At 65.9% G+C, this 15,233-nt stretch carries 10 protein-coding genes; 6 read left to right on the top strand and 4 right to left on the bottom strand.

The genetic code is table 11. From position 1 onward, the window contains the following. Nucleotides 1-331 precede the first annotated feature (331 nt). Entirely contained in the window at nt 332-2,494 is a 2,163-nt protein-coding gene (gene metG, locus F757_RS0103385; protein WP_027210170.1) for a methionine--tRNA ligase, read from the top strand. 131 nt (nt 2,495-2,625) lie between these two features. Here the strand turns inward: metG and F757_RS0103380 are convergent, their stop codons facing one another. Further along, nucleotides 2,626-7,032, bottom strand: coding sequence for a translocation/assembly module TamB domain-containing protein (locus F757_RS0103380; protein WP_027210169.1), 4,407 nt, complete (start codon nt 7,030-7,032; stop codon nt 2,626-2,628). A 28-nt stretch (nt 7,033-7,060) separates the two neighbouring features. Next, nucleotides 7,061-8,923 (bottom strand): autotransporter assembly complex protein TamA, encoded by a 1,863-nt coding sequence (locus tag F757_RS0103375; protein ID WP_027210168.1) that lies wholly within the window; start codon nt 8,921-8,923, stop codon nt 7,061-7,063. 399 nt (nt 8,924-9,322) lie between these two features. Between F757_RS0103375 and F757_RS0103370 the strand changes: the two genes are divergently transcribed. From F757_RS0103370 to panD, 4 genes are all read left to right on the top strand, one after another. Further along, nucleotides 9,323-9,508, top strand: a complete 186-nt coding sequence (locus F757_RS0103370; RefSeq protein ID WP_013338483.1) for a DUF3460 family protein — start codon at nt 9,323-9,325, stop codon at nt 9,506-9,508. A gap of 17 nt (nt 9,509-9,525) precedes the next feature. Next, nucleotides 9,526-10,401, top strand: a complete 876-nt coding sequence (locus F757_RS0103365; protein WP_013338482.1) for a segregation and condensation protein A — start codon at nt 9,526-9,528, stop codon at nt 10,399-10,401. A 234-nt stretch (nt 10,402-10,635) separates the two neighbouring features. Beyond that, the gene (gene panC, locus F757_RS0103355) at nt 10,636-11,469 is read left to right on the top strand and encodes a pantoate--beta-alanine ligase (RefSeq protein WP_027210166.1); all 834 of its coding nucleotides are present in this window, start codon (nt 10,636-10,638) and stop codon (nt 11,467-11,469) included. 62 nt (nt 11,470-11,531) lie between these two features. Continuing rightward, nucleotides 11,532-11,918, top strand: a complete 387-nt coding sequence (gene panD / locus F757_RS0103350) for an aspartate 1-decarboxylase (RefSeq protein ID WP_013338480.1) — start codon at nt 11,532-11,534, stop codon at nt 11,916-11,918. A 219-nt stretch (nt 11,919-12,137) separates the two neighbouring features. On the opposite strand, the gene F757_RS0103345 is transcribed toward panD, so the two are convergent. Beyond that, nucleotides 12,138-12,776, bottom strand: a complete 639-nt coding sequence (locus F757_RS0103345) for a ParA family protein (RefSeq protein ID WP_027210165.1) — start codon at nt 12,774-12,776, stop codon at nt 12,138-12,140. 223 nt (nt 12,777-12,999) lie between these two features. Here F757_RS0103345 and F757_RS0103340 point away from each other — a divergent pair, with 223 nt between their 5' ends. Then, the gene (locus F757_RS0103340) at nt 13,000-13,419 is read left to right on the top strand and encodes a PaaI family thioesterase (protein ID WP_013338478.1); all 420 of its coding nucleotides are present in this window, start codon (nt 13,000-13,002) and stop codon (nt 13,417-13,419) included. Between the two features lie 99 nt (nt 13,420-13,518). Here the strand turns inward: F757_RS0103340 and F757_RS0103335 are convergent, their stop codons facing one another. Continuing rightward, on the bottom strand, nt 13,519-15,132 hold the full coding sequence (locus F757_RS0103335; protein WP_156923512.1) for a cobyric acid synthase: 1,614 nt from the start codon (nt 15,130-15,132) through the stop codon (nt 13,519-13,521). Nucleotides 15,133-15,233 lie beyond the last annotated feature (101 nt).

Raw genomic sequence — 15,233 nt, 5'->3', positions numbered from 1 at the left:
GTCAATCAGCCTTGCAACATCGTTGCGGTCGGCCTGCGGCGCAGCGTGAAAAATGCGCCGTGGGAATTCTCGTACGGGAACGAAAAAAATTTCGAACTCTCACGAAAATCCGCTGTCTGTCTTTACGGTACGTGGCTGGCGAAGCCGCCGCGTCACCATTCTCCTCTTGTCGTTGTTGCTCCGGGGTTAATCGCCCCGGTTTTTTTTGGGCGCTCGCTTTTCGTATCGTCCAATGCCGCGCGGCTGCACCAGTCCCGCGCGGGCCCGCGCCCGCGGGCGTCCGCCCTGCTAGAATCGATCTTTCGTCCCACCGCAGGCTCCCACCATCCTTATGTCAGCACCCGCAACCGATCTCACCGCAGGCGCGCCGTCGGGCCGCCGTCAGATTCTCGTCACGTCGGCCCTTCCGTATGCGAACGGGCAAATCCATATTGGCCATCTGGTCGAATATATCCAGACGGACATCTGGGTCCGCGCGCTGCGAATGCACGGGCACGAGGTCTATTACGTGGGCGCCGACGACACACACGGCACGCCGATCATGCTGCGCGCGGAAATGGAAGGTCTGACGCCGAAGCAGCTGATCGACCGCGTCTGGCAGGAGCACAAGCGCGACTTCGACAGCTTCGGCATTTCGTTCGACAACTATTATTCGACCGATTCGGAAGAGAACCGCGTCCTGAGCGAGAACGTCTATCTTGCGCTGAAGGAAGCCGGTCTGATCGAGGCGCGCGACATCGAACAGGCATACGACCCGGTGAAGGAAATGTTCCTGCCGGACCGCTTCATCAAGGGCGAATGCCCGAAATGCGGCGCGAAAGACCAGTACGGCGACAGTTGCGAAGTCTGCGGCTCGACCTATCAGCCAACCGAGCTCGTCAATCCCTATTCGGTCGTCTCGGGCGCCACGCCGGTTCGCAAGACCTCCACGCATTACTTTTTCCGCCTTTCGGACCCCCGTTGCGAGAACTTCCTGCGCGAGTGGGTCGGCGGTCTTGCTCAGCCCGAGGCGACCAACAAGATGCGCGAGTGGCTGGGCGACGCTGGCGAAGCCAAGCTCGCCGACTGGGACATCTCGCGCGACGCGCCGTACTTCGGCTTCGAAATTCCGGGCGCGCCGGGCAAGTATTTCTACGTGTGGCTGGATGCACCGGTCGGCTACTACGCCAGCTTCAAGAATCTCGCGCAAAAGCGCGGCCTCGACTTCGACGCATGGGTTCGCCCCGGCTCGAAGGCTGAGCAGTATCACTTCATCGGCAAAGACATTCTGTATTTCCACACACTGTTCTGGCCGGCCATGCTCGAATTTTCAGGTCACCGCACGCCGACCAACGTGTTCGCACACGGCTTTTTGACCGTGGACGGCGCGAAGATGTCGAAGTCGCGCGGCACCTTCATCACCGCGCAGAGCGTGATCGACACCGGGCTGAATCCCGAATGGCTGCGCTACTACTTCGCCGCCAAGCTGAACAGCACAATGGAAGACCTCGACCTGAACCTCGACGACTTCCAGGCGCGCGTGAACAGCGATCTGGTCGGCAAGTACGTGAATATCGCAAGCCGTGCCGCGGGCTTTCTGATCAAGCGCTTTGACGGCCGCGTGCAGGACAGCGCGATGCAGCATCCGCTGCTCGTCACGCTGCGTGCCGCGATCGGACAGATCGCCGCGAACTACGAGGCGCGCGAGTACAACCGCGCGCTGCGCCAGACCATGGAACTGGCCGACGCGGTCAACGCGTACGTCGACACGGCCAAGCCGTGGGACCAGGCGAAAGATCCGGCCAACGCCGTCGCGCTGCACGAAACCTGCAGCGTGAGCATCGAGGCGTTCAGGCTGCTGTCGATCGCGCTCAAGCCCGTGTTGCCGAAGCTGGCCGAAGCGGTCGAAGCGTTCCTCGGCGTCGAACCGCTGCAATGGGCCGATGCGAACCTGCCGCTCAGTTCGGCGCGCCCGATCAACGCCTACAAGCATCTGATGACGCGCGTCGATCCGAAGCAGATCGAAGCGCTGCTCGCGGCCAATCGCGAGTCGCTGCAAGCCACGCCGCAAGCCACGCCACAAACGGCGGCGCCTGCGGCGGACGCGAAGGCGAAAATCAAAGCCGCCAAGGCTGCCACTGCCGCTGCTCCCGGCGCGAGCGACGAAACATCCAGCGTCATTTCGATCGACGACTTCGCGAAGATCGATCTGCGCGTCGCAAAAATTGTCGACTGCAAAGCGGTGGAAGGCTCGGACAAGCTGCTGCAACTCACGCTGGATGTCGGCGAGGAGAAAACCCGCAACGTGTTCTCCGGCATCAAGTCCGCGTATCAGCCTGAGCAACTGATCGGCAAGCTCACGGTGATGGTCGCAAACCTCGCGCCGCGCAAGATGAAGTTCGGTCTGTCGGAAGGGATGGTGCTGGCGGCGTCGGCGGCGGACGAGAAAGCCGAGCCGGGCCTGTACGTGCTCGAGCCGCACAGCGGCGCGAAGCCCGGTATGCGTGTGAAGTAAGCGCGGGGTTGACGCGGCGAGTTTCGCGCTTGGCTTAAGCCCGACGCGGCACCTGGCACCTGGCACCTGGCTCTGCACCACAAAAACGGCACGCCCTGCAAAGGCGCGCCGTTTTTTCATAGCCGCAACCATCACCACTTGATCCGGTCGTAACGCCGCGTATAGAGCAGCGTGATGCCGTCGAAAGTGCCGCCGTAAGCCGCCACCGACCAGTAGCGCGTCAGGTTGACGGTCGCCTTGATTGCATTGCTCGCGGACTGCAAGCCCTGCTCGTAGCCGATCACAAGCCATTCGTTGATCGCCTTCGACACCATTACCACCTGCGGATCGGTCAGCCCGACTTCGCTGCGGCCAATCGAAAACTCGTCCAGACCAAAGGTCTGCGCGATCCGCTTGCCGCTGGCGCTGCCGAGCAGCGCCAGCGCCGTCGTCATGGTGCTCTGCTGGCCGAGGTTGTTGCCCTGGTCGGTGCCGTGGCCGAACAGCAGCCACGAAAGCTTTTCGTTGTCCGGCACGTTCGGCTCGGACACGAGTTTCGCGACCGGAAACTGCACCGTGCCGGTCACCTGCACGCCTGCCTCGACCTGCTGATTGCGGCGCATCGCCAGAATGTTGATACCGGGATTCGCCACCGGCCCGTTGAACGTGAAGAAGCCGTTCTCGATGTTCAGCTTGCGGCCAAACGCGGTGTAGGTCGAGCCCGGCGTCACGCGCACATTGCCGACCGCACGCAGCGGCAGGTTCGGCGCGCTCATCGCCGTGATCGTGCCGGTCAGGCCGAGATCGGCGCCTTGCCCGCGGAAGCGGAAGCTGTTGCCGAGACTGATGTCGATGTTCGCGCGCGGCGCAAATGGGCCGACCGGCTTGTTGCTGCCGGGCACCGGCCGCGGCCGTTCGCCGGCCACGGTGCCGTCCGGGCGCACCACGACGACGTCGTCGCCGAGCTTGGGCGCCGACTGTTCCGGCATATCGAAGAGCGCGTGATCGACCACGAACTTGCCGTTGATCGCCATGCCGCCCTGCGCGCCCGCGTTCGCCACCGTCGCGCTGCCGGTCAGCGACAGGTTGCGGTCCGGCGCGGCAAAAAGCTCGAGCTTGTCCGCGACGATGCTTGCCGTCAGGTCCGGCTCCGCGCCGTCCAGGCGCACGCGGCCGGTGGCGCGCAAGGTGCCGCTCGCGCCATGGAACTCGACCTGCTGGAAGTCCACGAGATTGTGCGACAGCGCGATGCGCACCACGCCGTCCTTCAACTGCACGCCCTGATCGACGAGAGTGGCCGAAAGCTCGTCGCCGAGCAGCGAGCCGGTCAGATTGGGCCGCGCGACGGTGCCGCCGAGCGCGAGCTTGAGCGCCAGATGGCCGTCGAGCAGGTAACTCGGGCCGAACAGCCCGCCGGTCGTTTTCAGCGACGGCACATTGGCGCTCACATTGCCGGTGAGAGCGCTCTCCTCGTCGACGGTCAGAAAGCCGTCGCGGGCGACGAGCAGCGTATGGGCGTCGGCGTCGATCACGCCGATGCGGCTTGCCTGCGCATGCAGCGTCGCATTCAGCCGATTGCCACCGCTAAATTCGGCACGCGCGGCGATATCGGTAATGCCGAGCGACGCGAGCCCCCGGCCTATCTCGACGGTAGCGTCGCCGCTGCGGCGCTTCAACTGGATATGCCCGCTCGCGCTGCTGCCGAGCGCGAAGTCCCAATCGCCGTCGAAGATCAGGTCGGTCTTGACCGCCGGCGGCACGCCGGTAATCTCGCGCCGCAGATCCTGAAGACGCGCGAGCGAAATGCCGGTCAGACTGCCCGCCGATTGCACCCGGCCGTGGTCGAAGGCGAACGATTTCAGGCTCAGCACCGCGCCTTCCAGCGTGAGGCGCGTCGCGCCGAGCGTCAGGCGGCGCGGGCCGGCGCTCACGGCGAGCGGCGAGTCGAGATTCAGCGCCGGTGTGCCGCGGTTTTGCAGACGGGTCACCGTGCCGTCCCAGCGCGTGCCGTCGCGCGCCTCGGTGAGCTTGCCGTTGGCCGCGAGCGTCAGATCGAGCGGCCGCTCCTGCAGCTTGCCGGTGGCGGCCGCTTCGAGCGAATGATTGGCGCGCGTGCCGGTCAGACGCGCGGTGAGCGTGGCCAGATCGACACCGCCTGCGCTGACGTTGCGCGCGTCGGTGGTGAAAACCAGCGCACCGTTCGCACCGTCGCGCAGTTCCGCGTGGCCTTCCGCATGGCCGATGCGGTTGCTGCTCAGCACGACGCTGTCGGCCTTGTAATTCAGCACCACGTTCGGATGATCGAAGGTGCCGGTCAGATCGCCGTCGGCGGCAATCAGGCCGGCGAGACCGAAGCCGAGGCGCTCAAGCGCGGGGGCGTCGACGTGAAAGCGCAAGCGGTCGCCGCGCGCGCCGAAGCTGCCTTGCAGGTCGACCTGGTTGCCGGCCACGGAGAGGTTCGCGCGGCTCGGCAAAATTCGCGAGCCCGCCAGTTGCACGGTGCCGCCGCCCGTTAGCGGCAGGCCGTCGTAGACGCTCGGGCCGAGCCTGAATTCGGCCTTGGTGGTGAACACCGGTGCCAGCATGCCGGTCGCGGACAACGTGCCGTTGACCTTCGCCTCGATCTTGCGCGCGGGCGGCGCGGCGCGTTTCGGCGCGGGACTCTTGCGCTGCAGCACCTCGGTTTTCACCACGGCCTTGCCGGTGTTCTTGACCGCCGCCGCCGCTTTGTCGGCCGGAGCCGCGCTTTTCGCGCCGGCGGTGCTGCCCGCCTGCGCAGCGGCCTCGGCGGCGAGCTTGCCGTTCGCGGCACTCTGCGCCACGGCGGGCCCTTTGACCGGCGTGCGCGACGGCATTTGCGAGGTCAGCGTCAACGGGTCGAAGTCGGTCAGTTGCGCTTTCAGGTTGTAGCTGGAATTCGCATCGTGCTTGAGCGCGCCGGACAGCTCGATGCGGCCTTGGCCCGACGTGACGCGCACGTCGTTGAAGCTGAGCCGCGCGGGGTCCATCGTCAGCTTGCCTTGCGCGCGCAGCGCGGCTTTCGGATCGGCAAGATCGAGCGTGACAGTCTGAATATCGTCGTTCAACCGGATCGCGATGGGACCGGAAAGCTGCGTCGGACGCACCGCCGCCTCCAGCGCGTTCAGGTCGAGCCCGGCCACCTGCAGATCGAACTGCCCGCGCTTGCCGGCGAGCGCGCCGCCGCCTGTCAGCGTGGCGTTTTTCACGAGCCGCACGGCGAGATTCGAGATGCGCTGCGCCTGGGCGTCGAGGCGCACATCGGCGTTGGCGTCGATAAGCGGCAGCAGGTTTTGATCGATTGCGCCGGGACGTGCGTTCACTATCGAGATATGGCCTGTCACGGCGAACGGGCTGGTCTTCGCAGAGTTGCTCGGGGGGGCGGGGACTTCTGGCGCCGCCGCGCTTGCGTGCCGCGCAGCGGAGCTGGCCGGATGCGCCGGGGCGCGACGCCCGGCCGCGCCGGCAGGTGCGCTTGCGGTGGACGCGGAACTGGCGTCGCCACTCTCGTTGCGGCTGGTGTCCGCCGGGCGGCCCGCGCCGTCGCCACCCGCCTGGTCAACCTCGTGCCCCACCGGCTGCAACTCCGCTCTCACCGCCAGATCGGCGAGCGGCGCGCCCGGCGCAAATGCCTGCGGATTGACGTGGTCGAAGGTCAGCGTGGCACGTTTGAGCGGCACCTGGGCGAACGGTGTGGCCTCGACGCGCGCGTGCCCCGCGAGCTTCATCCCGCTCGCGTCGAGCTCCGCGATCAAATTTTCAAGCGATCCGCTTATCTGCCCGCCCACCTGCACGGCCTCGTCGCGGACCTTGCCGAAATAAGCAAGGTCGCCCCCGAGCGCAAACGGCTTCACGCCGTCGAGCTTCGCCGACGCCGTCACCGCACCGAACTGCGTATCCAGCCGCTGGATCGCGGCCTCGTGATGACGTCCGTCGCTGCGTCCATGAAAAGCGAAGTGCGCAAATTCGCTGGTCGAGGTGCCCTGACGCAGCAACAGCCTGTCCACCTGCACGTCGCGGATCTCTAGCTGCATTGGCAAACGCAGGTCTTGCGGCAGCTTCAGCGGCTCATTGCTGCGCGACGACGAGGTGCCAATGCGGGCGTCGACGGTGCCGACATGCAGATAGTCGACCGTGAAACGCCACGGCTCGCGCGTCAGCCCCCAGCGGCCCGCCACCCGGTCGACCTGGATGTCGGTGCCGCTGCCGTCGAGCGCGCGCCAGCGCACGCCGCGCAGCCGCACGCCGTTTGCCAGCGCGCCGCCTTCCAGAGTGCCGCTCAGCTTGCCGTTCAACAGCCGGACTGCCGCTTGCCAGGCGTATGCGGTACCACGCTCGGTGGTCAGTGCTCCGTAGACGAGACCGAGCGCCAGCACGACCAGCAAAACCAGCACGACCACCGCCCAGCCGAGCGTTTTCACCAGCAGCCGACCCGCGCGGCGGCGCCGCGGCGGCGGACCCGGCGGCCCGGGTTGCCGGTCGCCGCGAGGCTGGTCGCCGGGGGGCGGCGCGGGAGGTTGGGCGGAAACGTCCGTGGTCATGCGCGGTTTGGGAAAGAGGAGGTTTCCATCAGAAGGCGATCCCGAGCGTCAGATAGGGCCGCACGCTGCGGTTGCGAATGCCGTACGCGAGGTCGACGTTGACCGGCCCGACCGGGCTGCGCCAGCGCGCGCCGATCCCTACGCCCGGATAGAACACGCGCTCGCCCCAGGTGTCGGTGGCGGTGCCGACGTCGAAAAACGCCGCCCCGCCCCAGTCGTGCGTGAACCAGTGCTGGTATTCCGCCGACGCCGTGACAAGGTATTTGGTCGGCAGCACGGAGCCTTGAACGTTGTTACCGATGCTCTGGTAACCATAGCCGCGCACCGAGTTCGAGCCGCCTGCGCGAAACAGCAGCGAAGCCGGAATGCCGCTCGAACTGCCGCTCGTGAACACGCCGCCCAGCTCCGCGCGAAACACCACGAGGTCCTGCTTGCCGATGGGCAGATACTGTTGGCCGCGCGCGTAGCCGCGAATGAACGTCTGGTCGGTCAGCGCGCCTTTCACCGCAAAACCGGCCTCCACGTGAATCAGGTTGCCTTTGCGCGGGAACAGCGGGTCGTCGGTATTGCGGCGGGTCCACGACCATGAAGGCACGAGCGCGCGGCTGGTGGTGGGCGCGCCGACGTTCTGGTCGAGCCGGTCCTGGTAGAACAGGATCGCGTAGGTGTAGTCGATGAATTGCGACGTACGCGTGCGCTGCACGCCGCCGCGAATGCTGTAGATGCGCGTGTCGGAAACGTCGGTGGTGGTGTAGGAAGCAAGCACGCTGTTGGTCCACGCGCGCGGCCCCGGCGGCATCGCGAGCTGCACCTGGCCATATTGCTGGACCTGATCCAGACGTCCGTCGATAGTGAACGGCCACGCCTTGCCGAACGTGTTCAGATACGAATACGCGCCCTGCACGAGCGCACCGTTGTCGGTCGAATAGCCGACGCCACCGCGAATGCTGTTGTACGGATACTCCGACACCTTAACGTGCAGCGGCGTTTCGACCGGCTTTGCCGGGTCGCTGTCCACGTCGATCGCGACGCTCGCGTAGTAAGGCGTGTTCTGCAACTGCCGCTGCAATTCGGTGATGCGCTGCACGTCGTAAATGTCGCCCACCGAAATCGGATTGACGTTATCGACGATCTGCTCCGGGTAGCGCCGCGTGCCCGACACGTCTAGCTTGCCCATCGTGAAAGTCGGCCCGCTTTCGAACGCGACCGAGAGCTTCGCCTCGTGCGTGCGCGGATCGACGCGCGCCTCCGAGTGGTAGATCTTCGCGCCGAGATAGCGGCGCGCCTGGAGCGCCTTCAGCGACGCGTTTTTCGCGTCGTCCCACCCGCCCTGGGAGAACGGATCGCCTTCGTGCAGCGTGAAGGCGAAGCGCGCCGCGTTTTCCTGCGCCGGATCCTCGGTCAGCACCGGGCCGCGAAACGACAGCGAGATCGAGCTGACAATGGTTTGCGGCCCCGGATCCACGCTTACCGTGACGTGTTTCGTCTTGTCCACGGAACGCACGTCGGTACGGACCACCGGCGTGAAGTAGCCTTGCGTGGCCGCCAGGTCGCGCACCTGCTGGGGTGTGGCCGTGATCAGAAATTCGAACTGGTCGTCGCTGATGTCGGGACGTTTCGCGAAGCGCGCAATGTCGAGATGCTCGTCGAGCAGCTTGCGCAGCGAACGCGGCGAGGCTTGCACGTCGACCTTGTAGCTCGCCGCCGCGCGCGCCGCATAAGCCGGACCGCCCGCGAGGGTCAGCAGCATGCCGACGGCGAACGCCACGTGCAGCCAGCGCAGCCAATGCCGCCGCCCTGCGGCGTTGACTGCGGCCCGCTGCGGCGCTGCGCCCCGCGCGCCGGCTCCGCCGCGCCGCTCGTGCGGCTTTTCGATCACACACCCCGCCAAGCAGGACCTCCGGCCATGGTTGATTGAATTTGTCGTTCGGGCGCGCAGTGCCGCCGAAGCTCGCTATTTGACCACATCGGCGCAGCCGCGCTATCTCAAAACGCATCCGCGAATGCACCGTCGAACGCGCCGTCGAATGCGCACTCGCACGCACGTCCAGAAAGACGCTCAGCCCCACACCGCGCGCCTGATGCGGGACGCACGCGCCCGCCTTTGACGCGCCGTGCGGCGCGCGGGTTCCAGCCCCGGGCAGCGATGCGGAAGATAGACACTCCCGCGCGGCCCGCCCGCCGCAGTTTTTCGACCGCGCGCGGCGCATGAGCTAAAATTGCGAAATCGAGTAGCGGCACGCGCGCAGAGCAGCGAAGCCGCCATTTCCCCAACTACGGACGTCGAGCCATGTATCAATCGGACATCACCCAGTTCCTGAACCAGCTCAAGCAGCAAAAGCCCAACCTGGAAGCCGAGCAACGCCGCGGCCGGGCGCTTCTGTGGGACAAGCAGCCGATCGACCTGGAAGAGCGCGCCGAACAGAAGGCTTCGCGCGTCGAACAGACGCCTTACCAGTACTACCAGAACTTCTGAGCGCCGCGCCGCCACCAATGAGTCACGCCGACGAGGCTCACGGCGCACCGCCGGCGTCGCCCGACGCCGCGCTTGCCACGCCCGCTACCGATTCGACGCCGGACACCGTCGACGGCATTGCGTTCGCGCGCCTGTACGGCGAGCCGCTCTTCAAGCTGCCCACCGACCTGTACATTCCGCCGGACGCGCTCGAGGTATTTCTCGAAACGTTCGAGGGACCGCTGGATCTGTTGCTCTACCTGATCCGCAAGCAGAACTTCAACGTGCTCGACATCCCGATGGCGGACGTCACCGTGCAGTACCTGGGCTACGTTGACCAGTTGCGCCAGACCAATCTCGAACTCGCCTCCGAATATCTGCTGATGGCGGCCATGCTGATCGAGATCAAGTCGCGCATGCTGCTGCCCGTCAAGAAGGTCGACAGCGGCGAGGAAGCCGAAGACCCGCGCGCCGAACTCGTGCGGCGCCTGCTCGAGTACGAGCAGATGAAGCTGGCCGCGCAGCGCATCGACCAGTTGCCGCAACTCGGGCGCGACTTCCTGCGCGCCGAAGTCTATATCGAGCAAAGCATCACGCCGCGCTTTCCGGACGTGAACAGCGAAGACCTGCGCGCCGCGTGGGCCGACGTGATCAAGCGCGCGAAGCTGGTGCAGCATCACAAGATTTCGCGCGAGGAACTGTCGGTGCGCGAGCACATGAGCACGATCCTGCGGCAGTTGCAGAACGCCCGTTTCATGGAATTTTCCGAGCTCTTCGATACCAGCAAGGGCGTGCCCGTCGTGGTGGTGAATTTCATCGCCGTGCTGGAGTTGTGCCGGGAATCGCTCGTAGAAATCACTCAGGCCGAGCCGTTCGCACCGATTTATGTGCGCCTCGCCTACTTGCCGGCCTGAAGTTCCGAAGCTCGAACTGGGCCAATGGCCGCCGGCTTCGGCGGTCCCGCCGCAATGCCGGCGCGCCCGCTTTCGAGGCGCAGCTCAGGCCTCATTTCGGTGCAACCGGCCGCCAAATCCACTACAATCCCGCGCTTCGAACCTGTCATTACCAGTGAGGCCGCGGGCCGCGCTACCGGCCAGAGCCGTTGCGTCAACCCAGTCTCGCGCCGCGCGAGGAATCCCCGTCCGATCATGAAAGTCATCAGCTCGATCCATGAATTGCGCGACCAGTTGCGCGGCCAGAATCGCACCGCCTTCGTGCCGACGATGGGCAACCTGCACGAGGGCCATCTGTCGCTGATGCGCCTCGCGCGCCAGCACGGCGATCCCGTGGTGGCGAGTATCTTCGTCAATCGTCTGCAGTTCGGGCCCAACGAGGATTTCGACAAATACCCGCGCACGCTCGAAGCCGATATCGAGAAGCTGCAGAAAGAGAACGTCTACGTGCTGTTCGCGCCGACCGAGCGTGATCTGTACCCGGAGCCGCAGGAGTATCGCGTGCATCCGCCGCACGACCTGGGCGACATTCTGGAGGGCGAATTCCGGCCGGGCTTCTTCCAGGGCGTGTGCACCGTCGTGATGAAGCTGATGTCGTGCGTGCAGCCGCGCGTCGCGGTGTTCGGCAAGAAGGACTACCAGCAGTTGATGATCGTGCGCCGCATGTGCCACCAGTTCGCGCTGCCTACCGACATCGTGGCCGCGGAAACCGTGCGCGATACCGACGGCCTCGCGCTCAGCTCGCGCAACCGCTACCTGGAGCCGGCTGAGCGCGCCGAAGCGCCGATGCTGGCGGCCGAACTGAATCGCGTGCGCGACGCGGTGCTCGCGGGCGAGCGCGACTTTGCGGCGCTGGAGCGCGCGGCAATGGCATCGCTCAGCACGCGCGGCTGGCAACCCGACTACGTTGCGGTGCGCAAGCGCTCGAATCTGCTGCCGCCCGGTCCGCAGGACGCGAACGCCGAACTCGTCGTGCTGGCAGCGGCCAAGCTTGGCGCAACCCGTCTTATCGACAACCTCGAAATCTGAACTTGCTTGAGGCGATCCGCACGGCATCCGGGAATCGCCACGAATCAAAGGATTGGCCAGCCATGCAACGCAACATGCTCAAGTCGAAGATCCACCGCGTCGCGGTCACGCATTGCGAGCTGCACTACGAAGGCTCCTGCGCGATCGACGAAGACCTGCTGGAAGCGGCGAACATTGTCGAAAACGAACGCATCGACATCTGGAACATCAACAACGGCGAGCGGTTCTCGACTTACGCGATCAAGGGCGAGCGCGGCAGCGGCATGATTTCGCTGAACGGCTCCGCGGCCCGGCGCGCGCAACTCGGCGATCTGGTGATCATTGCGGCTTTCGCGATGGTCGAAGAGGCGGAACTCAAGGCGGGCTGGAAGCCGGATCTGGTTTTTGTCGACGAAAACAACAAGATCAAGGGCAGCCGCGACCACGTGCCCACCCAGAACTGGACCTGAGCCGACCCAGGCCGGGAGTCGCATGGGAGTCGGCCGGTATTAGGCCCGTATCAGGTCGGTATTCGGCCCATATTAGCCCGAATTAGGCCGGTATTCGGCCAGTACCTGAAGCCTGTGTTCGGCCGGTCCCTCGGCGGCCGGTCCCAAGGGCCAGTATTCGGCCGGCTCCCTCCCGAACTGCCGCCCGCATGGCAGCCCCAGGCGTCGCTCGCCGCCCGCTCAGCCTTTCTTCACGGCGCCGTTCGTCCACTGGATGATCGGCTCCCACTGCTCCAGGTCCTTCTCCACGCGGCTTTTCGCGACGTCCCACAGCGTCAGGCCATGTGCTGCGAGCTGCACGTAGTTCTGCGTGTCCCGCAAGTAACCGAGCACGGGCAGCTTCAGCCCCTCCACGAAACGATGCAGTTGCTCGGCCGAGCGCGTGCGTGCGTCCACTCGCATGCCGACCACGCCGATCTCGATTGCCCCTTTTCTGACCGCCTTTTCCTTAGCCAGCCGCTCCAGGAAGTCCTGGGTGGCGAGGATGTCGAACATGGACGGCTGCAGCGGCACGATCACCTTGTCCGCCAGTTCCAGCGCGACGTTCATGCGATTGCCGTGCAATCCGGCGGGCGTGTCGATGATGGCGTGCTCCAGTCCCTTCGGCGGTTTGACGGGCGTCTCGGGGTTGACATCCCACGTTTCGATGGCGGGCAACGTCTCGGGCCGCAACGACAGCCACGCGTGCGCCGACTGCTGCTTGTCAAGATCGGCGAGCGCCACCCACTCGCCGCTTGCGGCGAAATAGCCGGCCAGATTCGTCGACAGCGTGCTCTTGCCCACGCCGCCCTTCGGATTCGCCACCACGATTACCGTCATGAATACTCCCGGAAAGAAGGCTGGGCGGTGCCAGCCGGTTTGCCGCTTTCTGCTTCGGGCTTGCTGCCCAGTTGTCGCGCCGGCGCGCCGCTTTGCCAGGCTGCCGATGCGCGCGCGCCGATCCAGCCGTTGATAATATCGACAAATCCAGCGAGGCCGAAGCCCCCGAACGGCTAATCGGCCGTCGTCCGTCAGCGAATCCATCTTTCGAGGAAGCAGATCAATGAGCAAGCTCCGCCCGGAATACACCGTCGAACGCCTGCACGAACGCCAGAAGGGCAAGCTGCCGGGCTTGCTGGGCGTGCATGTGCTGTCGCTGGACGAAGGCATGCTCAGCGCGGAACTGACCGTGCGCGAAGAACTGCTCGCCCCCAACGGCTTCTTGCACGCGGCCACGGTAATCGGTCTCGCGGACACCGCCTGCGGCTACGCGTGCCTCGCTCATCTGCCGGAAACGGCGCGCAATTTCACGACGGTCGAGCTGAAAAGCAACTTCGTCGGCACGGCGACCGAGGGCACGATTCGCGCCGTCGCGAAAGCCGTGCACCTCGGCCGCAGTACGCAGGTGTGGGACGCAACCGTCACTGATCCAGCGGGCAAGACCATTGCGCTCTTTCGTTGCACGCAAATCGTGTTGTATTGAGGCGCTGGAAAAGTGGAACAGGCGACCGGCCGAAAACCTGCCGGTTGCGTTTTCCCCTGTTCTTCCAGCAATCCAATCAACGGCTGGTCCGCCGCGCACTCAGCTCACCGCCGCCACCAATGCGGCGAGGTCTAGATGCTCCGCGAGCGTGTCGGCCAGCCGATCCAGCGACGCTTCGCGTAACGCGGGGTAGTCGATCGCTTCGGCGTCGCTCAGTCCGGCCCACGCCAGCAGCGCCGCGCAGGCGGCCGGCGTGTCGAACAGACCGTGCACGTAAGTCGTGAGAATTTGCCCATCGGCCGAAATAGCGCCGTCCGGGCGTGCGGCGGCGGGTTGGCCTGCTTGGCCTGCTTGGCCTGCTTGGCCTGCTTGGCCTGCTTGGCCTGCTTGGCCTCCTTGGCCTCCTTGGCCTCCTTGGCCTGCCTCGCCCGCCTGTGCCACGGAGCCCTTCGTACCCGCTTCACTCATCCGGCCCGCCTCGCCTCCTTCCGCGAGACGCAGGGCCGGCGATTCGAGCGCCGGCCCCCGCGTCTCGCCCATATGAATCTCGTAGCCGGCCACTTCCGGCAAGCCGGGCAGCGTGAGCCGGCCGGTCACGTTCACGAGCGTCTTCTCGCGCGTCAGCACGGTCGAGTAGTCGAGCCAGCCGAGCCCCGCCGACGCACCGGGCGCACCTTCCACGCCGTGCGGGTCGGCTACCTCGCGGCCCAGCATCTGCATGCCGCCGCAGATGCCGATCACCCGCCCGCCATAGCGCAGGTGCCGTTGCAGCACCCCGTCCCAGCCGTTCGCACGCAGGAACGCGAGGTCGCCCCGCACATTCTTCGAGCCCGGCAGGATGATCAGATCGGCGGGCGGCGGCGTCATGCCGCTGCGCACGTAGTGGAAATCGACTTGCGGATGGGCGCGCAGCGCGTCGAAATCCGTGTGGTTGCTGATGTGCGGCAACACCGGCACCACCACCCGCAGGGTGCGCGCGGCGTCGCCGCGCTGCGCCGCGCGCAGCTCGGGCGGCAGCATGTCCTCGGCGTCGAGCGTGAGCCCGTGCAGATAGGGAATCACGCCGAGCACCGGCTTGCCGGTCTTCGCTTCGAGCCAGTCGAGGCCCGGTTTCAGCAACCCGATATCGCCGCGAAAACGGTTGATGACGAAGCCGCGCACGCGCGCCTGCTCGCTTGCCGACAGGCAGGCGAGCGTGCCCGTCAGATGCGCGAACACCCCGCCCCGGTCGATGTCCGCCACCAGCACCACCGGACAGTCCACCGCCTCGGCAAACCCCATGTTCGCGATATCGCGCTCGCGCAGGTTGATCTCGGCCGGGCTGCCCGCGCCCTCCACAAAAATCGTGTCGTACGCCGCTTGCAGCCGCGCATACGATTGCAGCACCGCCTCGAAGGCGACCGGCTTGTAGTCGTGATAGGCGCGGGCGTCGAGATTCATGCGCGCCTTGCCGTGAATGATCACCTGCGCGCCGCGATCGCTTGTCGGCTTGAGCAGCACGGGGTTCAGGTCGGTGTGCGCGGCGATCCCGGCGGCCACCGCCTGGAGGGCTTGCGCGCGCCCGATTTCGCCGCCGTCCACGGTGACCGCGCTGTTGAGCGCCATGTTCTGCGGCTTGAACGGCGCGACGCGCACGCCGGCGCGCCGCGCGAGCCGGCATAAACCGGCGACGAGCGTGCTTTTGCCGGCATCGGACGTGGTGCCCTGGATCATCAGCGTGCCGCGCGGCACGGCTGGCGCGTCGAGCGGAATCTGCGGCGGGATCGGTTGGGTGCTCACGGAAACCTTGGACTCGACGATGAAAAGGAATGGTG

The organism is Burkholderia sp. WSM2232, from assembly GCF_000472545.1.
In the GTDB taxonomy this organism is placed as follows: Bacteria; Pseudomonadota; Gammaproteobacteria; order Burkholderiales; family Burkholderiaceae; genus Paraburkholderia.
This window is presented reverse-complemented; position numbering and strand designations above follow the sequence as displayed.

Excerpts from the sequence above, each read along its gene's own strand:
- metG (WP_027210170.1), top strand. The coding sequence starts at position 332 with ATGTCAGCACCCGCAACCGATCTCACCGCAGGCGCGCCGTCGGGCCGC.
- F757_RS0103380 (WP_027210169.1), bottom strand. The coding sequence starts at position 7,032 with ATGACCACGGACGTTTCCGCCCAACCTCCCGCGCCGCCCCCCGGCGAC.
- F757_RS0103370 (WP_013338483.1), top strand. The coding sequence starts at position 9,323 with ATGTATCAATCGGACATCACCCAGTTCCTGAACCAGCTCAAGCAGCAA.
- F757_RS0103365 (WP_013338482.1), top strand. The coding sequence starts at position 9,526 with ATGAGTCACGCCGACGAGGCTCACGGCGCACCGCCGGCGTCGCCCGAC.
- panC (WP_027210166.1), top strand. The coding sequence starts at position 10,636 with ATGAAAGTCATCAGCTCGATCCATGAATTGCGCGACCAGTTGCGCGGC.
- panD (WP_013338480.1), top strand. The coding sequence starts at position 11,532 with ATGCAACGCAACATGCTCAAGTCGAAGATCCACCGCGTCGCGGTCACG.
- F757_RS0103345 (WP_027210165.1), bottom strand. The coding sequence starts at position 12,776 with ATGACGGTAATCGTGGTGGCGAATCCGAAGGGCGGCGTGGGCAAGAGC.
- F757_RS0103340 (WP_013338478.1), top strand. The coding sequence starts at position 13,000 with ATGAGCAAGCTCCGCCCGGAATACACCGTCGAACGCCTGCACGAACGC.
- F757_RS0103335 (WP_156923512.1), bottom strand. The coding sequence starts at position 15,132 with ATGATCCAGGGCACCACGTCCGATGCCGGCAAAAGCACGCTCGTCGCC.